The sequence below is a fragment of the Dactylosporangium sp. CA-052675 genome (assembly GCF_050947935.1).
Lineage (GTDB): Bacteria > Actinomycetota > Actinomycetes > Mycobacteriales > Micromonosporaceae > Dactylosporangium.
Window position 1 is genome coordinate 8,598,609 of the sequence record NZ_CP192010.1, and the last position, 20,613, is coordinate 8,619,221.

The window sequence follows — 20,613 nt, forward strand, 5'->3', positions numbered from 1 at the left end:
GGCGCGCGGCGGCGGCCCGGTAGGCGAGGGCCGCCGCCGCGACCAGCGCCGTCCACAGCAGGTAGACGCCGGTGAGGGCGAGCAGGCCCACGACGGAGACCAGCGCGACGGCGGCGGTGCGCCGGGCCGCCGACCGGCGCGGGAGCAGCCGCACGGCGGCGGCGGTGCCCAGCAGGTACACCACGACGAACGACCCCGACGTGAGCAGCATCAGGGGCCGGGGGCCGAGCCCGGTCACGGCGGCCACCACGAGCGTGGCGGCGGCGAGGGCGGCGACGACCGCGAGGCTGCGGCGGGGCACCTGGCCGGCGTCGGCGCCGCGGCCGAACCAGGCCGGCAGCCCGCCGTCGCGGCCGAGGGCGGCGCCGAGGCGGGCGGCGCCGGCGAAGTACGCGTTCATCGCCCCGGCGGTCAGCAGCAGCGCCACGACGGCGGTCAGTGCCCGGGCGCCGTGGCCGAAGCCGAGCGCGAGCAGGTCGGCCAGCGGCGCGGCGGACGGCTCGGGCAGCACGACCTGGCTGGTGGCGGCGACGGCGAGGTACAGCACACCGACGACGGCGACCGCGATCCAGGTGGCGCGGGGCACGTCGCGGCGCGGGTCGCGGTAGTCGGCGGCCAGGGACGTGAGCGCCTCCCAGCCGGCGAACCCCCACACGAGCACCGCGATCGCCGGGCCGATCGCGGCCCAGCCGTGCGGGGCGAACGGGCGCAGGTTGGCCGGGTCCGCGTGCGGCAGGGCGGTGACGATCGCGGCCAGCAGCAGCGCGACCAGGGCCGCGGCCAGGCCGAGCTGGACGCGGCCGCTCAGCCGGACGCCGCCGAGGTTCGCCGCGGTGACCAGCGCCACCAGGGCCGCGGCCGTCAGCAGCGTGGTGCGCTGGCCGCCGCCGAGGACGGCGGTGACGTACGCGCCGCCGAACGTGGCCGCGGGCAGCGCCCCGACCGGCACGGCGCAGTAGAAGGCCCAGCCGACCACGGCCGCGGCGCGGGGGCCGAACGCGCGCCCGACGTAGGAGGCGACGCCGCCGGTGTCGGGGAAGCGGGCGCCGAGGGCGGCGAAGGTGAGCGCGAGCGGGGCCGACAGGGCGATGAGCGCGGCCCAGGCGACGAGCGACGCCGGCCCGGCGACCTGCGCGGCCAGCCCGGGCAGGGCGATGACGCCGGTGCCGAGGACCGCGCCGACGGACAGTGCCGCGCCCTGCTTGACGGTGAGCATGCCTCCGACGCTAAGGTCGGGTTTGGCCCCGCAGAAGGGCCAATCCCGCGCGTGATCGATTGGGCCAAAGCCGGTGGACCTGCACATCAGCCTGGAGGGGCGCGGCGACCGCACCGACCGGATCTACCGGCAGCTGCGCGACGCGATCCTGGACGGGCGGCTGCGGCCCGGGGAGCGGGTGCCGCCGAGCCGGGAGCTGGCCCGGGACCTGTCGGTCGCCCGCAACACGGTCGCCGCCGCCTACGACCGCCTCGTCGGGGACGGGTTCCTCGCCGGCCGGTCGGGGGCGGGGACGTTCGTGTCGTACGGCGGGCCGCCCGCCCTCTCCCGCCGCGCGCCCGCCGGCCCGCTGCGGCCCACGGCGCGTTTCCTGGCGGTTCCGCCCGACCCGTCGCCCACGCCCGGGGCCCGGTTCGACCTGCGCATCGGCCACCCCGACGCGTCGCTGTTCCCGCTCGCCACCTGGCGGCGGCTGCTGGCGCGCTCGGTGCGGGCCTCGGCGGAGTACGACGACCCGTCCGGGCTGCCGTCGCTGCGCGCGGCCGTCTCCCGGCACATCGGGTTGTCGCGGTCGGTGCGGGCCGCCCCCGCGGACGTGCTCGTCACCGCGGGCGCGCAGCAGGGGCTCGACCTCGTGGCGCGGGTGCTCGTCGAGCCGGGCGCGGTCGTCGCCGTCGAGGAGCCCGGCTACCGGCCCGCCCGGCGGCTGTTCCGCAGCCACGGCGCGCGGGTCGCCGGGGTGCCGGTCGACGCCGACGGGATCGTCGTGGACCGCATTCCCGCGGCGGCGCGGCTGGTGTACGTCACCCCCTCCCACCAGCACCCGCTGGGCACCGCGATGTCGCTTCCGCGGCGCACCGCGCTGCTGGCCTGGGCCCAGGAGCACGGCGCCGCGATCGTCGAGGACGACTACGACAGCGAGTTCCGCTACTCCGACCGGCCGCTGGAGCCGCTGCAGAGCCTCGACCGCACGGGCCGGGTCATCTACGTCGGCTCGTTCTCCAAGACGCTGCTGCCGTCGCTGCGCCTCGGGTTCCTGGTCGCGCCCGAGGCCCTGCGCCCGGCGCTGCGCACGGCCCGCGCCCTGGCCGACTGGCACGGCGAGCCCGCGGCGCAGGCGGCCCTCGCCGCGTTCATCGACGAGGGGCTGCTGCGGCGGCACCTGCGCAGGGTCAGCCGGGTGTACGCGGCCCGCCACGACCTCGTGGTCAGGGCCGCCGCCGGACCGCTGGCGCCCTGGTTCGCGCCGGTCCCGTCCAGCGCCGGGCTGCACCTGGCCCTGCGCTGCACCGGCCCCGCCGACGTCGACGCGCTCGTGCGCGCGCTGCGGGCCGCGGAGGTGGCGGTGGAGCCGTTGTCGCACTTCTACGCGTCGCCGGCCGAGGATCGGGGGCTCGCCATCGGGTTCGGCGCCATCGCCACGGCCGATCTGCCGGCCGCCTTGGACCGGCTGACGGACACGGCGGCGGCGATCAGCGGCTAAGTTCATACCCATGCTCGCCCGCCGCGCCGCCGTCCTCGCCGCGCTCGCGATCGCCCTCACGGGGTGTTCCGCCAAGCACCACCAGGCCGGTCCCGGCGCCACGCCGGGCGCCCCGGACCCGACGACGCTCGTGGCCGGCCCCTCCTCGCCGGCGCCGTCGACCGCCCCGCCGAGCGCGGCCCCGCCCCCCGCGGGGCTGACCACGATCACCTACACGCAGGCGGCGACCGGGTTCCCGGCCGACCCCGACCAGGCCTCGACCGTCCCGCTGACGGAGGGGTTGCAGGTGCGGGAGAAGCAGCCGGTGTACGACGGGGTGGGGGGCACGGCGCGGGCGTACCTGACCCCGCAGATCAGCGGCGTGAACCTCGTGATGCCGGTGGTCGCCAGGCAGGACGGCTGGGTGGCGGTCCTGCTGCCGTCGATGAACCGCAGCATCGGCTGGCTGCCGCCGGGCGGCTGGAGCACCACCCCGCTGCGCGACCAGATCGTCGTGCACCGCGGCGCCTACACGCTCACCTGGGTGCGCGACGGCCAGGCCCAGCAGACGTGGACCGTGACCGTCGGCGCGCCCGCCACCGAGACCCCGCTCGGGCGGACCTTCGTGCTGGGGCGCTCGGCGCTGCCGAGCAAGGTGTACGCGGGGCTGGACGTGCTCGCCCTCGGCGCGGTGCCGGACGACAAGAAGGCCGTCGCGAGCGGGCTGGCCGACGCGCACACGGGCATCCACGCCTGGTACCGCAACGAGTTCGGCTACCGCGAGTCCAACGGCTGCGTGCGGATGCCGCCGGCGGCCCAGAAGACGCTGCTGGACAACATCGGCTCGGGCACCTCCGTGGTCGTGCTCCCGTAGGGATCGAATCGGGTGACCAGCGGCGGACCTGGCAGCGACGGCGCGCCAGCGCCGAGCGGTGCCTGGCGGGAGCGACGGTCCGCACCACCGCGGACCCGAGTCATGGGCTTGGGTTTGCTCGGCTCGGGACTGCTCGGCTTGGCTCGGGGCGGCTTGGCTTGGCTTGGCTCGGGGCGGCTTGGCTTGGCTTGGCTCGGGGCGGCTTGGCTTGGCTTGGCTCGGGGCGGCTTGGCTTGGCTTGGCTCGGGGCGGCTTGGCTTGGCTTGGCTCGGGGCGGCGATATGTCGGGCGCTTCGCGCCGCGACATATCGGATATTTCATGATGTAGCGGTGCCTCAGGCGGTGTCCAGGGGTTTGCCGGTTTCCAGCAGCGACTTCAGGCTCGCGATCAGCTCCGGCCAGCCCTCCGACAGGCCCGGGAGCACCGCGCTGCCCTCCTCGAAGCCGTCGTGCGTCACGGTGAGCTTCACGTGTTCGCCGCGCGGCTCGAGCTCGAACGTCACCTTCGAGCGCGGCTCCCGCGCGACCTCGGCGAGGTAGCTCTCGTCGATGTCGTAGGCCTTGGCCCACTCGGGGGTGAAACTGTGCCACGAGTACGACAGGCGGGTGAACGGCTCGGCGACGAGCACCACCTGCTCCGGGTCGGCGAGGACCGTGTCGTTGCGGTCGAGCCGCCAGGTCATCACGGAGCCGGGGCGCCAGTCGGTGTCGAAGGCCAGCCCCCAGTACTGCCGGGTGAACGCGGGATCCGTGATGCCCTTCCACAGCCGCTCGGGCGTGGTGCGGATGTAGGTGGTGTAGACGAACTCGGGCCTGCTCATCGTGGGTCCCTCCAGAGCCTTCTTGAGGTCGGCGAGCGCGTCGACCCGCCGCCGGTCGTAGCGGCTGATCCAGCGCTCGGCGATGTCGCTGATCGGGGCGGCGTTGAGGTAGTGCAGCTTTTCCCGGCCCCGGCGGACCGTGGTCACCAGGCCGGCCTCCTCCAGCACGGCCAGGTGTTTGCTGACCGACTGGCGGGTCATGTCCAGGCCCGCGCAGAGCTCGCGCAGGGTCTGCCCGTTGGCGTGGTTGAGCCGGTCGAGCAGTGCGCGCCGGCTCTCGTCGGCCAGCGCCCGGAACACATCAGTCACCGTCGCACCTTAATATGCAGCCTTTCGGTTGCACATGTTAGGCAGCCATTTGGTTGCCTGTCAACGCGAACGAGTGACTGGGCGAACCTTCGCGGTGCCGCACCCGGTTTGACGTACTGTGTTCACCACCGGTGATGATGCGGCGGCCCGCATGCGCCATGAGCTGCACACGCCGCTGACCTCGATCAAGGCGTACACCCGCCTGCTGCGCGACGACCTGCCGCCGGACGGCGCCGGCGAGGGCGCGGCGTGCCTGGACGCGATCGATCGCAACGCGGTGCGGCTGGAGCGCTACGTCGACAGCGTCGTGCTTCCCCTGGCCACCACCACCGCCACCCCGCCCGCTCGGGAGGGCGCGACGGATCTCGTGGGCGTGGTACGCGACGCCGTGGACCTGGCCCGCCGGGTCGCGGTGGCCGGCGCGGTGAGCGTGCACGCCGACGTGCCCGAGACCGCCCGGGTCGCCGTGGACGAGATGATCTGCCGCCACCTGGTGGGCCAGCTCGTCCTGTGGCTGACGATCACGGCCCCGGCCCGGGCCCACGTGGAGATAACCTTGCGCCGCGACCCGTCCATCCGCCTGGACGCGCGCATCGTGCCGGCGGGCGAGCTGACGTCGGCAGCACCTCAGCGCCGCCCGAGCGACTCGCCCCCGAAGCCGGCCCCGGACGTACAGGTCGCACGGGCGGTGGCGAACCTGTGCGGCGGGGATCTCCGGGTGGACGACACCTCGTTCCGGCTGTCACTGCCGTCCTCGGTCCTGGCCCCGGCGCCGCGCTGATCCGCGCGCCGTCCCCGCGACTCCGCACCGTGTCCGGCTAGGCGTCCGGCGCGGTTCGCGCGGGCGCCGTTCGCTTGGCGCGCGTCAACGAACGCGCCGCGCCCACGGCCACGGTCCCGTCGCCGCCGTGTCGACGCAGACGTCCGAGCACCGCATGCCCGGCCGACGGCCGCGCATGGCGGGGCCGCTGACGGCCGCTCCTGGCACCCGACGCCGAAACTGCCCCGACCCAGGCCCGCGCGCAACCCGCACCTGCGCACCACAGACTCGCACCACAGTCGTGCGAGAGGCTGGCCCGGGCCACGGTCGGCATGCGGCTGCAAGTGGCCGACGATGCAGCAGCTACCGTTGATTCCGGTCGCACTGTCCGCGCACGGGTGGCGGCGTCCTGCGCGGTTTCGGCGGTGCACTTGCGTGGCCCTGAATCGTACGGTTGTTGCGTCGGGGCAGCGGTGGCGCCACGCTCGGAGCAGATGCTGGCACGATTTTCCTCGACCGGCCGGCGTGGGGCGGGCAGCGTTTCCGCCGGGGCATTTTCCGCAGGTCCGTGAATGCGGCGCAGCTTCTCCGCATGCCGTCTCACCAACCCCAAATCCCGCCGCCGCTGCGCCTCCCGACGAAACTCGTCCTTTCCCGCCCACCAATTCCGAGCCTTCGTCCGATCCCGCATAGCAGCCAATTCCCGAGAACTGAACAACTGCATCTGCCCCATACCAAAATTATCCCAGCACACGCCCCGAACCACGACCCCGAACCAAGCCCGGCCCAAATGGCGAACATCTTCGAACCGGGACCACCGAATGACGACCCACACGAACCCGGCACACCCATAACGGCCAAGAGGAATGCCCGGTGGGCAACGACGCGCCCGGACCACGCTTACTCGTTCGGACACCCACCGGCAACCCGCATCGGCCCCACCTCCGAGCCGCCCCGCGAAGCTAACTTGATCTTTAACCTGCGCGGCGTGGCCGAGGGTTGGTCGATTTCTTCTTTTCAGGTTTCGGTTTGCAGGGTTCGTTGCTGGTGACGGCGTGGCGGCGGGTGGGGTGGCGGTTCGGCTTGCCCGGCGGTCGTCCGGGTCCTGCCCGGGTGGGTTTTGGTGCTTGGGCGGGGCAGGTGCTTGTCGCGCGGAGGTGCCGAAAGTCGCGCCGGACGCGGGCTGGGGTGAGTCGTTGCGGTGGTGCCGGCTGTTCCCATGGGCGGCGCAGGTCCGCGGCGAGCGGGCGGGCCAGTCGTAGTTGGGTGTGGGCGGCGATGATCAGCCAGGTCCACCGGTCGGCGGCGGCTGGGTCGCGCAGTTTCGGCACGGTCCAGCCGAGGGTCTGCTTGAACGGCCGGAACGTGTGCTCGATGTCGAAACGGCGCAGGAACGCCTGCCACAACAGGTTCACCATGGCCGCGTCCGGTGTCGGGTCGGGGACCGCGGCCGGGCCGTTGCTGATGCTGGTGGAGCACCACAGCCAGACCGGTTTCGCGGTGGCGCCGGAGGGCAGCCGGGTCACGTCGAGGCGGATCAGGGTGCCTTCCGGGATCGGCAGGTCGGGGCAGTCGGCCCAGGCGGCGCGGCGGGTCAGACGCGGGTGCAGCCGGTGCCAGGCGCGGGCTGTGGCGGTGCCGTAGAGGCGGGTCTCGGTCACGGTGGTCACGTCGGGGTCGTTCCAGCTGGCCGGGTCACCGAAGATGAACTCGCCGCCGTGCCGGCGGGGCCGGCCCAGCACGCCCAGCTGCCGGGGTGGGGTGGGCCGGCGCAGCACCCCGATCCGAACGCAGCCGGGCCAAGACCCGCACCGGCAGGTCACCAGCAGCCAGGCAAGGCGAGCGGCGTCGTAGCCCGCGTCCATCACGACCCACATCTGCGGATCGCCCGGCCGCCAGTGCCCGGCCGTGATCAAGCCGGGCGAGCACGTCGCGTATCTGCGCGGCGGTGACCGAGGCCAGATCAGCGCCCGGCGTCAGGCGCACCGCGTCCAACGGTGCGGTCCATGAACTGCGGCCGGCCTCCCCGCCACCATGAACGAGTACGGCCAGCCAGGCACCCCGATGTGCTGATCCTTCGCCCGCCCGTAGGTATGGCACAGGATTCTTTCCGGCACGGTGTTCGCCTCCGGCCGAAGCCAGCAGGTGACATCCACCGCGAGCGTGATCCGGCCGTCAGCAGCGCGGGGCAACGGCGCCGACGCCACCGCGGTACGCAGCCACTACACGTCCATCCGCACGGCCGCAAGCGCGTCATACAACGCGCCGTGACCACGACCGTGCTCCGCGACCAACGACAACGCCGGCAGCGACCGCACCGGCCCGTCCGCGCACAACACCGCGTCCGTCAACTCGAACAAAGCGTCCGCGCGAGCCGTCAAACAGCGGTACAACTCCCTGCGGAACAAGCCCAGGTCCCCACCCGCACCACCACGCCCACCACCAGGCACACTGATCCTCCGCACCCTTTGATCGGATCTTCTTCCCTAGACAAGAGGAATGATCGATCAAGGGCTGCACCCATGATCAGCCGGGGTCGATACCAACCCACCGGAGGTTAAAGATCAAGCTAAGGGATGTCTCGTAACTGCACGCTCGCACGGTTGAAGTCGGTCAGGTCTGGGTCCTGGGCAACGAAGATGTCCTCCAGGGTGCGCCAGCCGTGAACGTGGGCGAACCGGGCTTCTGCCTCCGTGAGCGGAACAAGCCAAGTCAGCACGACGCGCGTGGTGGGCGTGTTGCAGACCGCGAAGGAGTCGGGGAGGTACACAGGGCTGGTAGCCACCAACGCGGTCATCTCGGCCTCGGCGAAGAGCTGTCCGCGAGGGCCGATCAGCTCGCCTCGTGCCAGACCTCGGCCGCGTTCGATCAGCTCCCGGGCCACCTGAAACAACACCCCGGCGGCGTTGGCCGGCTGCCGGGCGTTGGGCAAGTGCATCATCAACTCTTGGTGCAGGCCGTCGCCGCCCTGCTGATGCAGGTGATGATTGGACAAGCCGAGGGTGGCCCATGTCGTGACCCCGGTGAATGGTGCGTCAGCGCCGAACGTGATGACCTGGACGCCGTCGGGTGTCGAGTGATCGCCGTGGGTACCGCCTTCGATCGGGCCAAGAAAGCGTTCCAGGTGCTCAACGAGCTCAGCCATGCCCTGATCATGGCGGATGGACCGGCGCACGGTTCTCGTGACCCGGTGATCTCCGTGCTGAAGCGATAGCTGACGATGGCCGAGTGCAGGTGATCTCGGCGTCGCGTCCTGAGTGGATCTTCCCGTTTGCGGGGCTGCAGCCGGCCCAGTTCCGCCGGCTGGTCCGGCTGGTCGCCGAGCGCGGCGGGTCCGCAATCGCCGACGGCCAACCGGGCCGGCAATGGGCCCTCGACCTGCCCGACACACTCGGACCACTGCTCGCCCTCGCACCAGTGCGGCGGCGGCCGGTCGATCAGATCGCCATCGTCGACGGCCCCTCATCCCGACCCGGGGACCACCGCCCGGCGGCACCGAGCAAGAACTATCGGTACTCGATGAACTTGAAGGTCGCCATCGATGCCAGGACCCGCATGGTCATCGCCGTCGGCGAACCGCAGCCGGGCAACCGCAACGACACGATTGTCTTCCGCACCTCCGGCATCGACCAGAAGCTGGCCGGAAGGCCAGTCATGGCGCCGTCGCGCACCTACACAACATCGCCCTGACCCGGTGAACCGCTAACCCCAGCCCAGGTCAACAACTTCAACCAGTTGCGAGAAGTCGCTTAGGCACAGGCCCCCGGGTCGGTGACATCAGACATATCGCCTGAGACCGACGGCGGGGGAAACGCCCGAACAAGTCAGCGGCTATGTGAACGGAACGCCACCGGGTCGAAGCGGCCGTGCAGGCGCGCGTCCAGCCAGTGCAGCGCCTCCCGCCGGAAGACCTCCGGCGTCATCGCCCCCGCCCCGTCCGGGATCGCGCCGGCCAGGTCGGCGTCCAGGTCGTGCAGGTTCGTGCGGTGTACGAGCTCCGGCTCCGCCGGCCAGGTGCCGAAGACGACCAGTGCCGGAATCTCCCGCTCGGCCAGGGCCCGCAGGGTGAGCGCCGTGTGGTTCAGGGTGCCCAGGCCCGGCCGGGCGACCACGATCGCCGTGGCCTGCAGCGCCGCGGCCAGGTCCAGGAGCGTCCAGCCGCCCTCGCCGAGCGGGACCAGCAGGCCGCCGGCGCCCTCGATCAGGGTCACGTCATGGTCCTCGACGATGGCGCGGATCGCCAGCTGGGCCATCACCGCCGTGAGCGCGTCCTCGCCCGCCACCCGGGCCGCGGCCAGCGGGGCGAGCGGGTCCGGGAACTCGGACAGGGTGCGGGTCGTGTCCGGGCCGGCCAGGCGGGCCACGGTCATCGCGTCCGGCTCGTCGCCCTCGGCGGTGCCGGTCTGGGCCGGCTTCACCACGGCGACGCGCCGGCCCGCGGCCGTGGCGGCGGCGGCGATGGCGGCGGTCGCGATGGTCTTGCCCACGCCGGTGTCGGTGCCGGTGATCACGAGCGGGCCGGCGAGCGGGCCCGGGATCTCCTCGCCGAACAGGGCGTCCAGGGGGGCGTTCAAGGGCGTTCCTTCAGGATGATGTCGAGCGCCTCGTCGAAGGCCTCGGGCGCGAGGCCGACGTTGACGGTCAGGCGCAGGCGCGAACGTCCGTCCGGTGTGGACGGTGGGCGGAAGCAGCCTACCGCCACGCCCCGGTCGCGGCAGGCCTGCGCCCACGCCAGGGCCTCGTCCGGGCCGGGCGCCGCGACCGAGATGACGCCGCCGGCCGGGGTCGGGACCTCCAGGCGCTCGGCCGCGCGGGCGGCCCGGGCCCGCAGCTCGGCGCGCAGGTCGTCGCCGCCGGCCAGCAGGTCCAGCGCGGCGCGGGCACCGGCGGCCACGGCGGGCGGGAGGGCGGTGTCGAAGATGAAGGTGCGGCCGGTGTCGACGAGCTGGCGGTGCAGCTGGGGCGGGCCCGCGATCACGCCGCCGGACGCGCCCAGGGACTTCGACAGGGTCGCGGTCACGGCCAGGCCGGGCGCGCCCGCCAGGCCGGCCGCGGCGACCCCGCCGGCACCGTGGGGGCCGATGACCCCGAGGGCGTGGGCGTCGTCGACGAGCAGCAGGGCGCCGTGGGCGCGGGCGGCCTCGTACAGCTCCGCCAGCGGCGCCAGGTCCCCGTCCACGGAGAAGACGCTCTCGGTGACGACCAGCGCCGGGCGGCCCGGGTGCGCGGCGAGGAGGGCGCGCACGGCGTCGGGGTCGGCGTGCGGGGCGACCACGGTCTCGGTCCCGTCGCGGCCGGCCCGGGCGAGGCGGCAGCCGTCGACGATCGAGGCGTGGTTGTGGGCGTCGGAGACGATCAGCGCGCCGGGGCGGGCCAGGGCGCGCACGGCGCCGAGGTTGGCCAGGTAGCCGGACGAGTAGACCAGCGCCGACCCGAACCCGAGCAGCGAGGCGAGGCCGTCCTCCAGCTCCTCGTGCAGCGCGGTCGTCCCGCGCACCAGGCGCGAGCCCGTGGCGCCGAGACCGTACGCCGACAACGCGGAAGCGGCGGCCGCGAGCACCGCCGGATGCCGGGAGAGACCGAGATAGTCGTTGCCCGCCAGGTCGAGAAGATCGTCGGCGCGGGGCCGCAGCTCACGGCGCAGACCGGCCGCCCGCCGGGCCGCGGCCTCCTCATCGAGCGCGGTCAGCCACTCCACCGGGACTCCCCCTGCCGTTGTAGGACCCCTACGATACCGATTGTGCGGTGTGCACAAAGTCATCGGGTGCGGACAGGCGACCCGAACGATTTGTAAGGTACGAGCATGCTTGATGCTGCCAAGGCCGTGCTGGACACCGGCAAGGGCCTCGACCTCGACGGGGTGCTCGAGGTGCTGAACTGCTCCGACGAGGAGCTGCCGGAGTACCTCGCGATCGCCCACGACGTGCGGATGCGCTGGTGCGGCCCGGAGGTCGAGGTCGAGGGGATCGTGTCGCTCAAGACCGGCGGCTGCCCCGAGGACTGCCACTTCTGCTCCCAGTCGGGCCTGTTCGCCTCGCCGGTGCGGGCCGTCTGGCTCGACATCCCCTCGCTGGTCGAGGCGGCCCGCCAGACCGCGGCGACGGGCGCGACCGAGTTCTGCATCGTGGCCGCGGTGCGCGGGCCCGACGAGCGGCTCATGACGCAGCTCGCCGACGGGGTCGCGGCGATCCGTGCGGCCGTGGACATCAACATCGCCGCCTCGCTCGGCATGCTCACCCAGGCGCAGGTGGACCGGCTGGCGGAGCTGGGCATCCACCGGTACAACCACAATCTGGAAACCGCGAAGTCCTACTTCCCGAACGTCGTGGGCACCCACACCTGGGACGAGCGCTGGGACACGCTGCGGATGGTCCGCGCGGCCGGCATGGAGGTCTGCTGCGGCGGCATCCTCGGCCTCGGCGAGAGCGTCGAGCAGCGCGCCGAGTTCGCGATCCAGCTGCAGGAGCTCGACCCGCACGAGGTACCGCTGAACTTCCTCAACCCGCGCCCGGGCACGCCCCTGGCCGAGCAGCCGGTGCTCGACCCGAAGGACGCGTTGCGGGCGATCGCCGCGTTCCGCCTGGCGCTGCCGCGCACGCTGCTGCGGTACGCGGGCGGCCGGGAGATCACCCTGGGCGACCTCGGCACCCGTGACGGGCTGCTCGGCGGGGTGAACGCGGTGATCGTCGGCAACTACCTGACCACGCTGGGCCGCTCGCCCGAGCAGGACCTGGCGCTGCTGGACGAGCTGAGCATGCCGGTCAAGGCCCTGTCGGCGACGCTGTGACCTACTGCGACCGGTGCGGGGAGCCGCTGGCCGACGGCTCCCACGCCGCGTGTGCACAGGCCAGGACCCTCGAGCCGCCGCGGTACTGCACCCACTGCCGCCGCCGCATGAAGGTTCAGGTGCTGCCGAGCGGCTGGTCGGCCGCCTGCGTCGAGCACGGGGTGCTCACCCGGTAGGGCCGCCCCACTCGGTCGCCGCGGCCGCGGCGCGCTCCAGCGTGCGGGGATGCACCCGGGCGATGGAGGCCGCGATGCGGCCGCGGCTCTGCAGCACCGCCGCGGCTTTGCGGGACTGCTGCAGCACCCGCAGGATCCGGGGACGGCGCAGCCGGTTGTACTCCTGCAGCGCCGCCGGCACCGCCCCGCCCGCGAGCACCGTCTGCAGCGTCGCCACGTCCTCCAGCGCGAGGGAGGCGCCCTGGGCCAGGTGGTGCGGCATGGCGTGGGCCGCGTCGCCGACGAGCGCGTAGCCGCCCGCGCCCGCCACCGGCCCGAACGTGTCCGGCAGCGGCGTGAGCTCGCCGACCGGCTCCTGCACCAGGTCCTCGGCCTCGGTGGTCTCCAGCAGCTGGGTCACGGGCTCGTGCCAGCCGGCGAACCAGCGCCGCAGCAGGGCCAGCTGGCCGGCGGGCGGCTCGGGGCGCAGCGCCCCGGGCACGGTCGCGACCCAGGAGATGCCGCCGCGGGTCGAGCCGCCGGCCGAGCCGCGCTCCCCCAGCGACGCGTAGGCGAACCGCTGCCCGAAGCCGAGGAGCTCGCCGTGCGCGGGGAGGCCGGCGGGAAGTTCGGGGACGCGGTACCACGGGATGACCGCCCGCCACGCCGCGAACCCGGCGCTGGCGAAGGTCGTCGCGGGGGCGAGCCGGCGCCGGATCGCGCTGTCCGGCCCGTCCGCGGCCACGATGAGATCGGCCTCGAACATCACCCGGCCGTCGCCGACGGCGGGGCGGTCGCGGCGCACCCGGGCGCTCTGCACGGCGATGCCGCCGCGGACGTCGACCTGGTCGCCGAGGCCGGCGATGAACGCGTCGTGCAGATCCTCGCGGTGCACGACGACCGGCGGCGAGCCGAGGTCGCCGGTGGTCGCGAGCGCGGCCGGCGGCACCAGCCAGGAGCCGTCCGGCCGGCGGATGCCCGCGGGCGGCACCGGCGTGGAGATGCCGTCCAGGCCGGCGGCCAGGCCGAGGGCCCGCAGCGCGCGGACCCCGTTGGGCCACAGGACCAGCGCGGCGCGGCCCGGCCGGAGCCGGTCGTCGCGTTCGAGCAGGGTGACCTTCCAGCCGGAGCGGGCCAGCGCGCCGGCGGCGGCGAGCCCGCCGATGCCGGCGCCGACCACTACCGCCGTGCGCATCAGCCCTGCGTTTCCTTGGTTTCCTGTTCTTCCTTCGCCGCTTCCGCGGGTTCTTCCTCGGGCTCGGGCGCCGCCGCCTCGATCGCCGTCGGCTCCTCACCGGCTTCGGAGCCGGCTTCCGAGCCGCCTTCCGAGCCGGCTTGCGAGCCGGCCGGGGCCGCGGTGGCGGCGACGAGGGTGATGTGGCCGTCCTCGTCGTACGTGACGTGCTCCTGCGGTCCGCGCACGCGCAGGAAGTACACGAGCGCCGCGGCGAAGACGATGATCGACGTCCAGTTGTTCAGGCGCATGCCCAGCACGTGGTGCGCGTCGTCGATGCGCAGCAGCTCGACCCAGAAGCGCCCGACGGTGTAGAGCATCACGTAGATCGCGAAGGCGCGGCCGCGGCCGAAGCGGTACTTGCGGTCGAGCAGCCAGACGGCCACGGCGACGCCGACGCACCACAGCGACTCGTAGAGGAACGTCGGGTGGAACACGCCCAGCACGATCGGCTGCCCGCCGGCCTCCACGGCCTGGCCGTGCTCGGTGTCCCAGTTGTAGACCTTGAGGCCCCACGGCAGGGAGGTCTCCTTGCCGTACAGCTCGTTGTTGAACCAGTTGCCCCAGCGCCCGAGCGCCTGGGCCACCGGCAGGGCCACGGCGAGCGCGTCGGCCGTCATGGCGAAGGGCAGGTTCATCCGGCGGCACGCGATGTAGGCGCCGAGCGCGCCCGCCGCGATGCCGCCCCAGATGCCGAGGCCGCCCTCCCAGATCTTGAACGCCTTGATGATCGAGCCGTTCTCCCCGAAGTACGCCTCGGGGGACGTGATCACGTGGTAGAGCCGGGCGCCGACGATGCCGAACGGCACCGCCCAGATCGCCACGTCGAGGATCACCCAGGGTGGCGCGCCGCGCGCCCGCAGGCGGCGGTCGGCGATGTAGCAGGCGGCCACGATGCCCAGCACGATGCAGAGCGCGTAGGCGCGCAGGGGAATCGGTCCGAGGTCCCAGACGCCACGGGTCGGGCTCGGGATCTCGGCCAGCGGAGACAGGACAGCATTCACGGGTGCACACGCTACCGCCGATCCGCCGGGAAGCGATGCCCGGGCCGGGTAGGCACGCTGTAGAGATCACCATCAGCGAACGTCTCGCGACGCTGAGCAGGTCGGCCTAGAGTCGGGGGCATGAGCTACTCAACGCTGAGTAACGGTAGCAAGGTGACCTGCGCGGTCGCCGCGGTCATCGAGGACGCGGCCGGCCGCGTTCTTCTTTGCCGGCAGGCCGGCGGCCACGGGCTGTGGGGGCTGCCGGGCGGGAGGATCCGCGCGCAGGAGAGCCCGGTGCACGCGGTCATCCGCGACGTGCGCGAGGAGACCGGCCTGGAGACCGAGGTCGTCGAGCTGCTCGGCATGTACCAGCTGACCGGTGACGGCTGCGGCAGCAGCACCCCCGACCTGTTCGTGCACGTCTTCCGCGGCCGGCTCGACGGCGGCGGCCCGGCCGTCAACGCGCCCGGCCGGATCAGCCGGCTGTCGTGGCACTCCCCCGACGCGCTGCCGGAGCCGCTGACCGCGACGACGCGCACCGCGCTCACCGACGCCGCCGCCGGGCGCGCCGGCGTGATCCGCGAGCTGCAGCGCGATCCTGAGCCCGAAGTCATCGACGCCTGAAGTTTTCCCGTAGTTTTCATGAGGCACCGGGTCCGCCGCCCCGCCCTCTGGATCGCGGCGCCCCGCATCCGCGATGATCTTCGGTATGGCCCCGCGGTACTACGCGCTCGGCGACTCGATGTCGATCGACGACTATGCGGGCGGCCCCGGACTGGGCGCCGCCTCCCTGCTCGCCGACGACCTCGGCATCGAGCTGAAGCTGCTCGCGCGCGACGGCGCGACGAGCGATGACGTCGTGCGCCGCCAGCTCGGCCAGGTCGCGGGGCGCCCGGCCCTGGTGACCATCACGATGGGCGGCAACGACCTGCTGACCGCGATCGTCGAGTCCCCCGACAAGGTGCCGGCCGCGGTCGAGGCGACGGCCGCGAACTACGACGCGACCCTGGCGACCCTCGCCGCGACCGGCGCGCGGATCGTGGTGAGCACCGTGTACGACCCCACGGACGGCACCGGCGACCTCTCGTGGGCCGGGCTGCCCGACGTCGACGAGGGCCTGGCGCTGCTGCACTCGATGAACGCGGCGATCCGCGCGGCGGCGGCCCGGCACGGCGCGGCCGTCGCGGACCTGCACGGGGCGTTCCTCGGGCACGGCGCGCAGGCCGGGGACATCACCCGGCCCGACTCGCACCCGGCCAACCGCGAGCTGTGGCTGTGCGGGCACATCGAGCCGAACGCCTGGGGCGCTCAGGCGATCCGGGACACCTGGCGGGCCGCGCTACGACGCTGAGAACGCGTGGAGCTTCTGGACGGCGGCGAAGTACACGTGATCGCCGGCCAGCAGCAGGGGCTCCTCGCCGCGCATGGCGTCGACGCCGACCTCCAGGCGCCGGATGAGCCGGCCGGTGCTCGTGTCGGCCGCGACCAGCTCGACGCGGTGGGTGCTGACGCCGCCGCGGACCGCGAAGTGGTACACCATCGCGTAGACGACGCCACCACCGTTCACCGGGGCCCAGTAGGAGGCGTCGACCTCCGCGTTCAGGCCGTAGGAGGTCCGCCAGCGCGGGGCCCCGGTGCCGGTGTCGAACGCGGCCAGGCCGCCGTGGCCGTCGACGACGAAGAGCGCGCCGTCGCCGAGGCTCGCGTGCACCGGAGCCTCCAGGGTCTGCGCGTCGCACCAGCGCCGGGCGCCGTCGGCGGCCGTGTAGGCGCAGATGCCGCGCTCGCCGACCGCGTACACGGCGTCGCCGGCCGCCACGAGCTCGGCGCCGCTCGCGGCGCGCCGCCAGACCTGGGCGCCGGTGCGGGCGTCGAAGGCCGCGATGGCCGGCTGGGTGCCGTTCGACTCGACGCCGTTCGTGCCGTTCGTGCCGTTCGACTCGACGCCGTTCGTGCCGTTCGACTCGACGCCGCTCGTGCCGCTCGTGCCGTTCGACTCGACGCCGCTCGCGCCGGGGGTGGCCGGTTCGGTGCCGATCGACGTGATGCCGCCCGGCTCGATGCCCTGCAGCACGAGGTCGCCGAGCCGGACCGGCACGCGGAAGCCGGGCTCGCCGCCGAGCTGGGCGGTCCAGGCGGCCGAGCCGTCCGCGGTGCGGTACGCGGTGAGGGTGTCCCCGGCCGCGCGCAGGATCAGGTCCCCGGCCGCGGTGAAGCCGCCCGAGACCGCGTCGGGCAGGTCCACGGTCCACTGCCGTTCGCCGCGGAAGGTGTACGCGCGCAGCGTGCGCCGCAGCGCCGGGCGCTCGACCGCCTCGACGAGCAGCGTGTCCCCGGCCGCCGCCAGCGGCCCGAACGCCAGCCCGGGGGCGTCGACCACGGGGCCGAGGTCGTGCCCGGTCGCGGCGTCGTAGCGGCGGATCTGCCCCGACGGGCCGCCGGAGGCGCGCAGCACGGTGCCGTCGATCACGATCGCGCCGCCGACCTGCTCGCCGGGGCGGGTGGCGGGTGCGGCCCAGGCCGGGCGCAGGTGCTTCGCGGCGGCGGCGTCCAGGGGGCCGGTCAGCGCCTGGTGGCCGGAGCGGCCGGGGTCGCCGCCGTCCTGCCGCCAGTCGGCGTCGGCGGTGGAGCCGTAGCCGATGCCGGCCGCCGCTGCCCCGGTGGGCGGGGAGATCAGCGTGGAGGACATGGCCGCCAGGAGGAGCACGTGTGGTACAAAACGGAAAGAAAGCCGCACGGGGGCTCAACGAGCCCACCCGCCCGTTAGTGGCGGCGGACGCCCTCGGCTCCGCGCTCAGCTTGGCCACCGCGGCGACACCGGCCGCCGCGCTGCCGGCTTCCAGCAGGCAGCGCACGAGCGCGCTGCCGACGATGACGCCGACCGCCCGTCAGTGGCGGCGGACGCCCCCGGCCAGTTCCACGCTCAGCTTGGCCACCGCCGCGACACCGGCCGCCGACGATGACGCCGACCGCCGGTCAGTGGCGGTCAGTGGCGGCGGACGCCTCGGCCAGCTCCGCGCTCAGCTTGGCCACCGCGGCGACGCCGGCCGCCGACGATGACGCCGACCGCCGGTCAGTGGCGGCGGACGCCCTCGGCCAGTTCGGCGCTCAGCTTGGCCACCGCGGCGACGCCGGCCGCCGGGCTGCTGGCCTCCAGCAGGCACCGCACGAGCGCGCTGCCGACGATGACGCCGTCGGCGAAGGTCGCGGTCTCGGCCGCCTGGGCGCCGTTGGAGACGCCGAGGCCGACCGCGACCGGCACGCTCGAGCCGATCGCGCGGACCCGCTCGACGATCACGGGGGCGGCGCTGCTGGTCCGGTCCCGGGCGCCGGTGACGCCCATGACGCTCGTGGCGTAGACGAAGCCGCGGCAGGCCGCGACGGTGCTCGCGATGCGGGCGTCGGTCGAGGACGGCGAGACCAGGAAGACGCGGTCGAGGCCGTGCTGGTCGGACGCGGCCAGCCACGGGCCGGCCTCGTCCGGGATGAGGTCGGGCGTGATGAGGCCCGCCCCGCCGGCCGCGGCCAGGTCGGCGGAGAAGCGCTCGACGCCGTAGCGCTCGACGAGGTTCCAGTAGGTCATGGTGAGGATCGGCGCGCCGGTGGCCGCCGCGGCCTCCACGGTGGCCAGGCCGTCGCGGACCCGGAAGCCCGCGGCGAGCGCGGCCTCGGTCGCGCGCTGGATGACGGGGCCGTCCATGACCGGGTCGGAGTACGGCAGGCCGATCTCGACGATGTCGACCCCGTTGTCGATCATGGCGCGGACGGCGTCCGTCGCGGTGGCGACATCCGGGAACCCGGCCGGCAGGTAGCCGATCAGCGCGCTGCGCCCCTCGGCCTTGGCCTTGTCGAACGCGGTCTGGACGCTCATACGTCGAACCACTCCCGGGCGGTGTCCATGTCCTTGTCGCCGCGGCCGGACAGGCACACGACCACGGTCGGCTCGCGGCCCAGCTCGGCAGCCAGGGCCGGGATGACCCGCAGCGCCCCGGCGACGGCGTGCGCACTCTCGATCGCCGGGATGATGCCCTCGGTGCGGCACAGCAGCTTGAACGCGTCCATCGCCTCGGCGTCGGTCACCGGCTCGTAGCGGGCGCGGCCGGTGTCGTGCAGGTAGGCGTGCTCGGGCCCGACCGCCGGGTAGTCCAGGCCGGCCGAGATCGAGTGCGACTCGACCGTCTGGCCGTCCTCGTCCTGCAGCAGGTAGGTGCGGGCGCCGTGCAGCACGCCGGTCGAGCCGCCGGTGATGCTGGCCGCGTGCCGGCCGGTGTCGACGCCGTCGCCGCCGGCCTCGAAGCCGTAGAGGCGCACGTCCGTGTCGGGCACGAACGCGTGGAACGCGCCGATCGCGTTGGAGCCGCCGCCGACGCAGGCCGCGACGGCGTCGGGCAGCCGGCCGGTCTGCTCGAGGATCTGCCGGCGGGCCTCGACGCTGATCCCGCCGACGAAGTCGCGGACCATCGCCGGGAACGGGTGCGGGCCGGCCGCCGTGCCGAGCAGGTAGTGCGTGTTGTCGACGTTGGTCACCCAGTCGCGCAGGGCCTCGTTGATCGCGTCCTTGAGCGTCTTGGAGCCGGTCGTGACGGGCACGACGGTGGCGCCGAGCATGCGCATGCGGGCGACGTTGAGGGCCTGGCGGCGCGTGTCCTCCTCACCCATGTACACGACACACTCGAGGTCGAGCAGCGCGCAGGCGGTGGCGCTGGCCACGCCGTGCTGGCCCGCCCCGGTCTCGGCGATGACCCGCGTCTTGCCCATCCGCTTGGTCAGCAGCGCCTGGCCGAGGACGTTGCGGACCTTGTGCGCGCCGGTGTGGTTGAGGTCCTCGCGCTTGAGGAAGATCCTCGCACCGGTACCGCGGGCGAGCCGCTCGGCCCGGTAGAGCGGGCTGGGCGTGTTGGCGTAGTCGCGCAGCAGCCGCCCGAACTCGGCCTGGAACGCCTCGTCGGCCTGGGCGTGGCGGTAGGCGGCGTCGAGCTGGTCGAGCGCGGCGATGAGCGCCTCGGGGACGAACCGGCCGCCGTAGGTGCCGAAGTGCCCCTCGGGGTCGGGCAGCAGGCCCGCCGCCGAGAGGAACGCGCTCGCGCTCACCGGGCCGCCCGCGGCGTGGCCGGGTGGCTGCCGGCGGTGACGAGCTCGGCGACGGCCTCGCGCGGGCTCTTCTGGGTGACCAGGCCCTCGCCGACCAGCACGGCGTCGGCGCCGGCGGAAGCGTAGCGGATCAGGTCGTGCGGCCCGCGGACCCCCGACTCGGCGATCTTGACGACCTCGGCCGGCAGCCCGGGCGCGATGCGCTCGAACACCGTCCGGTCGACCTCCAGCGTGCGCAGGTTGCGCGCGTTGATCCCGATGACCCGGGCGCCGGCCTCCAGCGCGCGGTCGGTCTCCTCCTCGTCGTGCACCTCGACCAGGGCCGTCATGCCGAGGCTCTCGATGCGGTCGAGGAGCCCGGAGAGCGTGTTCTGGTCGAGCGCGGCGACGATCAGCAGCACCAGGTCGGCGCCGTAGGCCCGGGCCTCGTGCACCTGATACGACGACACCACGAAGTCCTTGCGCAGCATCGGGATGTCGATCGCGGCCCGCACGGCGGCGAAGTCGTCGAGGCTGCCGCCGAACCACCGGCCCTCGGTGAGCACGCTCACGCAGCGGGCGCCGCCGGCCGCGTATTCCTTCGCGAGCTCCGCCGGGTCCGGGATCTCGGCCAGCGCACCCTTGGACGGCGAGGCGCGCTTGACCTCGGCGATGACGCCGACGCCGGGGGCGCGCAGCTTGGCGTAGGCGTCCCTCGGCGGCGGGGCCTCGGCGGCGCGCTGTTTGATCTCTGCCAGGGGCACCTGGGCCTCGCGGACCGCCAGGTCCTCGCGCACTCCGGCGAGGATCTCGTCGAGCACCCGGCCGCTTTCCGCGTTGATCAAGGAGCTCCCCTCTCCGGTGGTCATGCGACCGATGCTAGGTCGCCCCCGGTCAGTGGACGGTCGCGGGGGTATGGCCGACATCACCTGATGGACT

General features: G+C 73.8%; 17 protein-coding genes and 3 pseudogenes. 8 read left to right on the forward strand and 12 right to left on the reverse strand.

Annotated elements, in window-relative coordinates:
* Window positions 1-19: 19 nt before the first annotated feature.
* Window positions 20-1,216 (reverse strand): annotated as a pseudogene (locus ACQP1P_RS38275) (APC family permease); the annotation flags it as partial.
* Window positions 1,217-1,289: 73 nt separating this feature from the next.
* Here ACQP1P_RS38275 and ACQP1P_RS38280 point away from each other — a divergent pair.
* Window positions 1,290-2,699, forward strand: coding sequence for a PLP-dependent aminotransferase family protein (locus ACQP1P_RS38280; RefSeq protein WP_433078762.1), 1,410 nt, complete (start codon window positions 1,290-1,292; stop codon window positions 2,697-2,699).
* Between the two features lie 10 nt (window positions 2,700-2,709).
* Window positions 2,710-3,552, forward strand: coding sequence for a L,D-transpeptidase (locus ACQP1P_RS38285; RefSeq protein WP_433078764.1), 843 nt, complete (start codon window positions 2,710-2,712; stop codon window positions 3,550-3,552).
* 335 nt (window positions 3,553-3,887) lie between these two features.
* On the opposite strand, the gene ACQP1P_RS38290 is transcribed toward ACQP1P_RS38285, so the two are convergent.
* On the reverse strand, window positions 3,888-4,682 hold the full coding sequence (locus ACQP1P_RS38290) for an ArsR/SmtB family transcription factor (RefSeq protein WP_433078766.1): 795 nt from the start codon (window positions 4,680-4,682) through the stop codon (window positions 3,888-3,890).
* A gap of 151 nt (window positions 4,683-4,833) precedes the next feature.
* Here ACQP1P_RS38290 and ACQP1P_RS38295 point away from each other — a divergent pair, with 151 nt between their 5' ends.
* Window positions 4,834-5,463 (forward strand): histidine kinase dimerization/phospho-acceptor domain-containing protein, encoded by a 630-nt coding sequence (locus ACQP1P_RS38295; RefSeq protein WP_433078768.1) that lies wholly within the window; start codon window positions 4,834-4,836, stop codon window positions 5,461-5,463.
* A gap of 953 nt (window positions 5,464-6,416) precedes the next feature.
* Here the strand turns inward: ACQP1P_RS38295 and ACQP1P_RS38300 are convergent.
* Window positions 6,417-7,907 (reverse strand): annotated as a pseudogene (locus tag ACQP1P_RS38300) (transposase).
* Window positions 7,908-8,011: 104 nt separating this feature from the next.
* Window positions 8,012-8,587: a suppressor of fused domain protein gene (locus ACQP1P_RS38305; protein ID WP_433078770.1), complete on the reverse strand. Its 576-nt coding sequence runs from the start codon at window positions 8,585-8,587 to the stop codon at window positions 8,012-8,014.
* 83 nt (window positions 8,588-8,670) lie between these two features.
* Between ACQP1P_RS38305 and ACQP1P_RS38310 the strand changes: the two are divergent.
* Window positions 8,671-9,102: pseudogene (locus tag ACQP1P_RS38310) on the forward strand (IS5/IS1182 family transposase); the annotation flags it as partial.
* 164 nt (window positions 9,103-9,266) lie between these two features.
* Here ACQP1P_RS38310 and bioD read toward each other — a convergent pair.
* Both bioD and ACQP1P_RS38320 read right to left on the reverse strand, forming a co-directional pair.
* The gene (gene bioD / locus ACQP1P_RS38315) at window positions 9,267-10,016 is read right to left on the reverse strand and encodes a dethiobiotin synthase (protein ID WP_433078772.1); all 750 of its coding nucleotides are present in this window, start codon (window positions 10,014-10,016) and stop codon (window positions 9,267-9,269) included.
* Window positions 10,013-11,140 (reverse strand): aminotransferase class I/II-fold pyridoxal phosphate-dependent enzyme, encoded by a 1,128-nt coding sequence (locus ACQP1P_RS38320; protein WP_433078774.1) that lies wholly within the window; start codon window positions 11,138-11,140, stop codon window positions 10,013-10,015. The genes bioD and ACQP1P_RS38320 overlap by 4 nt, the downstream gene beginning before the upstream one ends.
* Window positions 11,141-11,245: 105 nt before the next feature.
* On the opposite strand from ACQP1P_RS38320, the gene bioB reads away from it, so the two are divergent.
* Both bioB and ACQP1P_RS38330 read left to right on the forward strand, forming a co-directional pair.
* Complete coding sequence (gene bioB / locus ACQP1P_RS38325) at window positions 11,246-12,229, forward strand: biotin synthase BioB (protein WP_433078776.1); 984 nt, start codon at window positions 11,246-11,248, stop codon at window positions 12,227-12,229.
* Window positions 12,226-12,405 (forward strand): hypothetical protein, encoded by a 180-nt coding sequence (locus ACQP1P_RS38330; protein WP_433078778.1) that lies wholly within the window; start codon window positions 12,226-12,228, stop codon window positions 12,403-12,405. Before bioB ends, ACQP1P_RS38330 begins: the two co-directional genes overlap by 4 nt.
* On the opposite strand, the gene ACQP1P_RS38335 is transcribed toward ACQP1P_RS38330, so the two are convergent.
* Together ACQP1P_RS38335 and lgt are read right to left on the reverse strand one after the other, a co-directional pair.
* The gene (locus ACQP1P_RS38335; protein ID WP_433078780.1) at window positions 12,395-13,579 is read right to left on the reverse strand and encodes an FAD-dependent oxidoreductase; all 1,185 of its coding nucleotides are present in this window, start codon (window positions 13,577-13,579) and stop codon (window positions 12,395-12,397) included. The two genes, ACQP1P_RS38330 and ACQP1P_RS38335, sit on opposite strands and share 11 nt — an antisense overlap.
* A complete protein-coding gene (gene lgt / locus ACQP1P_RS38340) occupies window positions 13,579-14,622 on the reverse strand; it encodes a prolipoprotein diacylglyceryl transferase (RefSeq protein ID WP_433078782.1) in 1,044 nt (347 codons plus the stop codon). Before lgt ends, ACQP1P_RS38335 begins: the two co-directional genes overlap by 1 nt.
* Window positions 14,623-14,742: 120 nt before the next feature.
* Here lgt and ACQP1P_RS38345 point away from each other — a divergent pair, with 120 nt between their 5' ends.
* Both ACQP1P_RS38345 and ACQP1P_RS38350 read left to right on the forward strand, forming a co-directional pair.
* Window positions 14,743-15,228 (forward strand): NUDIX hydrolase, encoded by a 486-nt coding sequence (locus tag ACQP1P_RS38345; RefSeq protein WP_433078784.1) that lies wholly within the window; start codon window positions 14,743-14,745, stop codon window positions 15,226-15,228.
* Window positions 15,229-15,313: 85 nt separating this feature from the next.
* Complete coding sequence (locus ACQP1P_RS38350) at window positions 15,314-15,955, forward strand: SGNH/GDSL hydrolase family protein (RefSeq protein WP_433078786.1); 642 nt, start codon at window positions 15,314-15,316, stop codon at window positions 15,953-15,955.
* Here ACQP1P_RS38350 and ACQP1P_RS38355 read toward each other — a convergent pair.
* The 4 genes from ACQP1P_RS38355 to trpC all read right to left on the reverse strand — a co-directional run bounded on the left by ACQP1P_RS38355 (window position 15,944) and on the right by trpC (window position 20,495).
* On the reverse strand, window positions 15,944-17,311 hold the full coding sequence (locus ACQP1P_RS38355; RefSeq protein WP_433078788.1) for a PQQ-binding-like beta-propeller repeat protein: 1,368 nt from the start codon (window positions 17,309-17,311) through the stop codon (window positions 15,944-15,946). The two genes, ACQP1P_RS38350 and ACQP1P_RS38355, sit on opposite strands and share 12 nt — an antisense overlap.
* Before the next feature lie 366 nt (window positions 17,312-17,677).
* A complete protein-coding gene (gene trpA / locus ACQP1P_RS38360; protein ID WP_433078790.1) occupies window positions 17,678-18,475 on the reverse strand; it encodes a tryptophan synthase subunit alpha in 798 nt (265 codons plus the stop codon).
* Window positions 18,472-19,695, reverse strand: a complete 1,224-nt coding sequence (trpB, locus tag ACQP1P_RS38365) for a tryptophan synthase subunit beta (protein ID WP_433078792.1) — start codon at window positions 19,693-19,695, stop codon at window positions 18,472-18,474. Before trpB ends, trpA begins: the two co-directional genes overlap by 4 nt.
* Entirely contained in the window at window positions 19,692-20,495 is an 804-nt protein-coding gene (gene trpC, locus ACQP1P_RS38370; RefSeq protein ID WP_433090278.1) for an indole-3-glycerol phosphate synthase TrpC, read from the reverse strand. Before trpC ends, trpB begins: the two co-directional genes overlap by 4 nt.
* Window positions 20,496-20,613 lie beyond the last annotated feature (118 nt).

Bases quoted from the DNA above. Each gene is read 5' to 3' on its own strand.
- ACQP1P_RS38305 (WP_433078770.1), bottom strand. From the start codon at position 8,587: ATGGCTGAGCTCGTTGAGCACCTGGAACGCTTTCTTGGCCCGATCGAA.
- ACQP1P_RS38350 (WP_433078786.1), top strand. From the start codon at position 15,314: ATGGCCCCGCGGTACTACGCGCTCGGCGACTCGATGTCGATCGACGAC.
- bioB (WP_433078776.1), top strand. From the start codon at position 11,246: ATGCTTGATGCTGCCAAGGCCGTGCTGGACACCGGCAAGGGCCTCGAC.
- ACQP1P_RS38285 (WP_433078764.1), top strand. From the start codon at position 2,710: ATGCTCGCCCGCCGCGCCGCCGTCCTCGCCGCGCTCGCGATCGCCCTC.
- ACQP1P_RS38295 (WP_433078768.1), top strand. From the start codon at position 4,834: ATGCGCCATGAGCTGCACACGCCGCTGACCTCGATCAAGGCGTACACC.
- ACQP1P_RS38345 (WP_433078784.1), top strand. From the start codon at position 14,743: ATGAGCTACTCAACGCTGAGTAACGGTAGCAAGGTGACCTGCGCGGTC.
- ACQP1P_RS38335 (WP_433078780.1), bottom strand. From the start codon at position 13,579: ATGCGCACGGCGGTAGTGGTCGGCGCCGGCATCGGCGGGCTCGCCGCC.
- trpA (WP_433078790.1), bottom strand. From the start codon at position 18,475: ATGAGCGTCCAGACCGCGTTCGACAAGGCCAAGGCCGAGGGGCGCAGC.